At 73.5% G+C, this 6076-nt stretch carries 4 protein-coding genes and 1 pseudogene; 2 read left to right on the forward strand and 3 right to left on the reverse strand.

Annotated features, from left to right (window positions below):
• Positions 1 to 504 precede the first annotated feature (504 nt).
• Positions 505 to 954, forward strand: coding sequence for a PTS glucose transporter subunit IIA (locus ACFCX4_RS33955; RefSeq protein ID WP_376150935.1), 450 nt, complete (start codon positions 505 to 507; stop codon positions 952 to 954).
• A gap of 106 nt (positions 955 to 1060) precedes the next feature.
• The gene (gene ptsP / locus ACFCX4_RS33960) at positions 1061 to 2731 is read left to right on the forward strand and encodes a phosphoenolpyruvate--protein phosphotransferase (protein WP_376150937.1); all 1671 of its coding nucleotides are present in this window, start codon (positions 1061 to 1063) and stop codon (positions 2729 to 2731) included.
• Positions 2732 to 2810: 79 nt separating this feature from the next.
• Here ptsP and ACFCX4_RS33965 read toward each other — a convergent pair whose 3' ends face one another.
• The 3 genes and pseudogenes from ACFCX4_RS33965 to ACFCX4_RS33975 all read right to left on the reverse strand — a co-directional run.
• A complete protein-coding gene (locus ACFCX4_RS33965) occupies positions 2811 to 4835 on the reverse strand; it encodes an acetoacetate--CoA ligase (protein ID WP_376150939.1) in 2025 nt (674 codons plus the stop codon).
• Between the two features lie 172 nt (positions 4836 to 5007).
• Entirely contained in the window at positions 5008 to 5553 is a 546-nt protein-coding gene (locus tag ACFCX4_RS33970) for an NUDIX domain-containing protein (RefSeq protein WP_376150941.1), read from the reverse strand.
• Between the two features lie 40 nt (positions 5554 to 5593).
• Positions 5594 to 6076: pseudogene (locus tag ACFCX4_RS33975) on the reverse strand (hypothetical protein); the annotation flags it as partial.

The following is a 6076-nucleotide window of genomic DNA, read 5'->3' on the forward strand; positions in this document are numbered from 1 at the left end:
CGTTGACTTTTGGCACGCTGTTGAGTTCTCAAGGAACGGACACTTCCTTCAGGCGGCTTTCACACCGGCCCTCCGGGCGCTTCGTTCTTTCGTGTTTCGAGCCTACCAGATCCGTTTGCCGGTACTTAACCGGTGCTTTTCGCTCCCGAAATCTGGTGTTAACCGCCGACTCGCGGCGACTCGACCAACCATAGCGGGTCACCGGCCGGAGCGCGAATCGGGCCGCGCCGCCTGTCACCCGGTCGGACGCGTGATTTGTTGCTCTCGCGAGCATATACAGCAATGGTCCCGATTCGCCAAGATGCCTGTAGAGTGCGGCGCATCGGCCAAGAGGACTAGACCAGTAGCGGTCGGCAAGATGGCCGGCCGGTGAGGGCGGACGGCGAGACCGGTCGCCCCGGGAATGTCGACAGATGTCCGAAGTTGACATGATTTAGGCTTCAGTCGATCGCCCTGCCGCGCTCGCGGCCGCTCGCATGTACTGCGCACTTGGGAGGCTCCACCATGACCACTGTGACGTCGCCGCTGACCGGCAAGGTCGTCGGGCTCGCCGGCGTGCCGGACCCCGTCTTCTCGGGTGCGATGGTCGGCCCGGGCACCGCGATCGACCCGGTCCGGGAGAAGACCGAGGCCGTCGCCCCGGTGGACGGCGTGGTCGTGTCGATGCACCCGCACGCCTTCGTCGTGGTCGACGCGGACGGGCACGGTGTGCTGACCCACCTGGGCATCGACACCGTTCAGCTGAACGGCGAAGGCTTCGAGCTGCTCGTCAACAAGGGGGACACCGTCACCCGCGGCCAGGCCGTCATCAAGTGGGACCCGGCCGCCGTCGAGGCCGCCGGCAAGTCGCCGATCTCGCCGATCGTCGCGCTGGAGGCCTCGGCCGACGCGCTGGGCCGGCTCCGCGAGGACGGGGAGGTCGCCGTCGGCGACGCCCTGTTCGACTGGAGCTGACCCCTTCTCATCCCTCTCAACCGACACACCCGCCCCGCCGCTCCGGTCGGGGCGGCCCGGCACACAGCGGTACCCGGCCGGGGCCGCTTCTCTCACGGAGACAGACATGGAGAAGACGCTGCGCGGCGTGGGTGTCAGCCACGGGGTCGCGATCGGCCAGGTGCGGCACATGGGGACGGCGGTGCTGGAGCCCCCGGCCACCCAGATCCCGACCGAGGACGCTCCGCGTGAGCAGGCCCGTGCCCAGGCGGCCGTCGAGGCGGTGGCCGCCGACCTGGTCGCCCGTGGCAACCTGGCCGGCGGCGAGGCCCAGGCCGTGCTGGAGGCCCAGGCGCTGATGGCGCAGGACCCCGAGCTGATGGCCGACGTCTCCCGCCGGATCTCGACCGGCAGCAGCGCCGAGCGCGGCGTCTACGACGCCTTCGCCGCCTACCGGGAGCTGCTCGCCGCGGCCGGGGACTACCTGGCGGGCCGGGTGGCCGACCTGGACGACGTGCGGAACCGCATCGTCGCGCGGCTGCTCGGCGTGCCGATGCCGGGTGTGCCGGACAGCGACGAGCCGTACGTGCTGTTCGCCCGGGACCTCGCGCCGGCCGACACCGCGCTGCTGGACCCGGCGCTGGTGCTCGGCTTCGTGACCGAGGAGGGCGGGCCGACCAGCCACAGCGCCATCCTGGCGCGGGCCATGGGCGTGCCGGCCGTGGTCGCGCTCCCCGGGGCCACCGAGGTCACCGAGGGCACGGTCGTCGCCGTGGACGGCGGCTCCGGTGACGTGCTGGTCGAGCCGGCCGAGGAGAAGAAGGAGGAGCTGCGCCGGATCGACGCCGAGCGCAGGGCTGCGCTGGCCGCCTCCTCCGGTCCGGGTTCCACCGCGGACGGTCACCTGGTACCGCTGCTCGCCAACGTCGGCGGTCCGGCCGACCTGCCGGCCGCGCTGGAGGCGGGCGCCGAGGGCGTCGGCCTGTTCCGCACCGAGTTCCTCTTCCTGGACGACTCCGCGAAGGCGCCCACCGAGGAGAAGCAGGTCGAGGCGTACCGCAGGGTGCTGGAGGCGTTCCCGGAGGGCCGGGTCGTCGTCCGGGTGCTCGACGCGGGCGCGGACAAGCCGCTGGACTTCCTGACTCCGGCCGACGAGCCCAACCCGGCGCTGGGCGTGCGCGGTCTGCGCACCCTGCTGGAGCACCCGGAGGTGCTGCGGACCCAGCTGCGGGCGCTGGCCAGGGCCGCCGAGGGGCTGCCGGTTCGCCTTGAGGTGATGGCCCCGATGGTGGCCGACCGCAAGGACGCCGCGGACTTCGCCGAGGCGTGTCGCCTGGCCGGGCTGAGTGCCAAGGTCGGTGCGATGGTGGAGATCCCGTCGGCCGCGCTGCGGGCGCGCTCGATCCTCCAGGAGGTCGAGTTCCTGTCGCTGGGCACCAACGACCTGGCCCAGTACGCCTTCGCCGCCGACCGTCAGGTCGGTGCGCTGGCGCGGCTGCAGGACCCGTGGCAGCCGGCGCTGCTCGACCTGATCGCGTTCGCCGCCGAGGCCGCGCAGGCCGAGGACAAGAGCTGCGGCGTCTGCGGCGAGGCGGCCTCGGACCCGCTGCTGGCCGTGGTGCTGACCGGTCTCGGTGTCACCAGCCTGTCGATGGGCGCGGCGTCGATCCCCTACGTGCGGACCTCGCTGGCCAAGTACACGCTGGCGCAGTGCCGCCTGGCCGCCGAGGCGGCGCGGGCCGCGGACGGTGCCGAGGAGGCGCGGGCCGCCGCGCAGCAGGCGCTGTCGGGCGAGTAGCGGGCGAGAACACCCGGAGGGGCCCTTCCACTGTGGCTGTGGAAGGGCCCCTCCTGCGTGTCCGTGCGTCGGCCGGGGGCTACGCGCCCGCGGCGCGCTCGCGGCGGAGCTGCTCGAAGTACCGCAGGTGGTCGAGGTCGTCGACGGAGCCGGGGTTCACCGCCTGGTCGAGCGGGGTGCCGGAGAGCAGACGCTTGACCGGGACCTCGATCCGCTTGCCGGTCAGGGTGTGCGGCAGGCCGCGGACGGCGATGACCTCGTCGGGGACGTGGCGCGGGGAGAGCTCGGTGCGCAGCGAGGTGCGGATGCGGCCGATGAGGTCGTCGTCGAGTTCGGAGCCGGGGGTGAGGACGACGAAGAGCGGCATCCAGTAGCCGCCGTCGGGCTCCTCCAGGCCGATGACCAGGGACTCGGCGATCTCGGGGAGGCGTTCGACGACCTCGTAGATGTCCGAGGAGCCCATCCGGACGCCCTGGCGGTTGAGGGTGGAGTCGGAGCGGCCGTGGATGACCACGGTGCCGCGGGAGGTGACGGTGATCCAGTCGCCGTGGCGCCAGGTGCCGGGGTACATGTCGAAGTAGCTGTCGTGGTACCGGGTGCCCTCGGGGTCGTTCCAGAAGCCGGTGGGCATCGAGGGGATCGGCTTGGTGACGACGAGTTCGCCGACCTCGTCGGTGTGCGGGCGGCCGTGGACGTCCCAGGACTCGACGGCGGCGCCGAGGCAGGGGGCCTGGATCTCGCCGAGGTGGACGGGGAGGGTGGGGACGCCGCCGACGAAGCAGGAGCAGACGTCGGTGCCGCCGCTGACGGAGGCGAGCCAGATGTCCTCCTTGACCTCGTCGTAGATCCAGCGGAAGCCGTCGGGCGGCAGCGGGGAGCCGGTGGTGCCGAGGCAGCGGACGGCGGAGAGGTCGAGGTCGCGGCCGGGGCGCAGGCCCGCCTTGCGGCCGGCGATGACATAGGCGGCGGAGGTGCCGACGACGGTGGCGCCGGTGCGGGCGGCGACGGACCAGAAGGCGCCGGTGTCGGGGTGGCCGGGGCTGCCGTCGTAGGTGACGATCGTGGATCCGACGAGGAGGCCGGCGAGGAGGAAGTTCCACATCATCCAGCCGGTGGAGGTGTACCAGAGGAAGCGGTCCCCGGGGCCCAGGTCGAGGTGCAGACCGGCCTGCTTGAGGTGCTCGACGAGGATGCCGCCCTGGCTCTGGACGATGGCCTTGGGCAGGCCGGTGGTGCCGGAGGAGTAGAGGACCCAGAGCGGGTGGTCGAAGGGGACGGCCTCGAAGACCGGCTCGACGTCGTCGGCGACCAGGCCGTCCCAGTCCAGCGCGCCCTCGGGGGCGGGGGTGCCGAGCAGGGGGACGTGCACGACGGTGTGCAGGGTGGGGAGTTCGCGGCGGAGTTCGGCGACGACCTCGGTGCGGTCGTGGTCCTTGCCGCCGTAGTGGTAGCCGTCGACGGCGAGGAGGACGACGGGTTCGATCTGCTGGAGGCGGTCGAGGACGCTGCGGGCGCCGAAGTCGGGGGCGCAGCTGGTCCAGACGGCGCCGACGGCGGCGGTGGCGAGGAGGGCGACGGCGGCCTGCGGGATGTTGGGCAGGTAGGCGCTGACGCGGTCGCCGGGGCGCACACCCCGGGCGCGGAGGGCGGCGGCCAGGGAGCCGACCTGGCGGCGGAGTTCGGGCCAGGTGAGCACGACCGGCCGGTCGGTGGTCTCGTCGAGGTGCAGGACGGCGGGGCGGTCGGCGTTGGCCGCGTCCCCGGCGGCGCGCAGGGCGTGCTCGGCGTAGTTGAGGCGGGCGCCGGGGAACCAGCGGGCGCCGGGCATCGCGGGGTCGGCGAGGGCGGCGTCGGGGGCCTCGGTGAAGCGGACGTCGAACCACTGGGTGACGGCGGTCCAGAAGCGGTCGAGGTCCTCGACCGACCAGGCGTGCAGGGCGGCGTAGCGGGCGGCGGCCTGGTCGTCGTCGGCGACGGGGGCGAGCGGGGCGGCCGGGGCGCCGTGGTGCTCGGCGGCCCAGGCCTGGAAGGCCACGATCCCGGTGCCGGCGGCACGGTCGGGGTTGGGGCGCCAGAGCGGCTCGTCCTGGAGTGGGGTGCTCACGGTGGTGGTCTCCCGGCCGGTGATGAGGGCGGACGGGGGTGTGCTCGTGGCAGGGCCCGCGTCCGGTTGGGGGCTGTCGGTGCAGACCCTGCCATGGGATCGGCCGGTGCGCCAGGGTCCCCCCGGCCGGGTCCGGTGCCTGGTCAGGCGGGGTCGCCCGGTGCCCGGCCGGTCAGCGGCCGGGGAACTCCCCGTTGAACCAGGAGCGGGAGACCCGGGTGTGGAAGGGGAAGGCGAGCGGGGTCTCGGGGGTGGCGAGCTGCCAGCCGTCGGTCTCGTCGGTGGGCACGGAGGGCGGGAGGGCGGCGAGCGGACGGGCGGGGAGCAGGCCGAAGAGGCAGAGGTAGCCGCCGTGGGTGTCGGAGTCGGTGGCGACCAGGGTGATGTCGGCGGGTTCGGCGAGGATGCCGGTCTCCTCGCGGAGCTCGCGGACGCAGGCCTGCTGCCAGCTCTCGCCGTAGTCGATGTAGCCGCCGGGAAGGGCGAGTTCGCCGTAGCCGGGTTCGATGGTGCGGCGGATGACCACGAGGCGGGGGGCGGTGTCGGCCTGGGTGACCGGGAGGAGGGTGACCACGACGGGCAGCGGGTTGCGGTAGCTGATCTCGGTGCAACTGGCGCAGGTCCGGGGCCAGGCCTCGGTGCCGGTCGGGTAGGGGCTGCCGCAGAAGTGGCAGTGGGAGTTGGGGAGTCGCACCGGTGCTGCCTCGTGAGTGGTCATGGGCGGATGGTAGTGCGGGCGGCCGGGGCCGCGGCGGCGGTCAGGGGATCCGGGCGGGCGGTCCGTCGCCGGCGGGGTGTTCCTCCCCGGCCGGGGTGTCCTCGCGGGCGGGACGGAGGAGGGCGGGGTGGAGGAGGCGGGCGCCGCCGGCGTGGTAGGTGCGGGCGCGCGGGCCGCCGCGGGCGCCACCGCGTTCGGTGGTGGTGCCGGTGCCCTCGACGAAGCCGGGAACGGAGAGCACCTTGCGGTGGAAGTTCCCGGGGTGGAGCTTCTCGTCCCAGACGGCCTCGTAGACGGAGCGCAGTTCGGGGATGGTGAAGTCGTGGTGGAGGAAGGCGGTGGCCAGCGGGCTGTACTCGATCTTGGCGCGGGCGCGGTCGAGGCCGTCGGCGACGATCCGGGAATGGTCGAAGGCCAGTTCGATCGTGGTGGGGGCCGCGGCGTCGCCGTCCGGGCCCGCGGGGGCGGGTCCGGACGGATCGGTGGAGCCGGTGCGCCGGCCGACGCCACCCCCGTGGGTGCC

The sequence above is a fragment of the Kitasatospora sp. NPDC056327 genome (assembly GCF_042261735.1).
GTDB lineage: Bacteria > Actinomycetota > Actinomycetes > Streptomycetales > Streptomycetaceae > Kitasatospora.

Excerpts from the sequence above, each read along its gene's own strand:
- ACFCX4_RS33970 (WP_376150941.1), bottom strand. The coding sequence starts at position 5,553 with ATGACCACTCACGAGGCAGCACCGGTGCGACTCCCCAACTCCCACTGC.
- ACFCX4_RS33955 (WP_376150935.1), top strand. The coding sequence starts at position 505 with ATGACCACTGTGACGTCGCCGCTGACCGGCAAGGTCGTCGGGCTCGCC.
- ptsP (WP_376150937.1), top strand. The coding sequence starts at position 1,061 with ATGGAGAAGACGCTGCGCGGCGTGGGTGTCAGCCACGGGGTCGCGATC.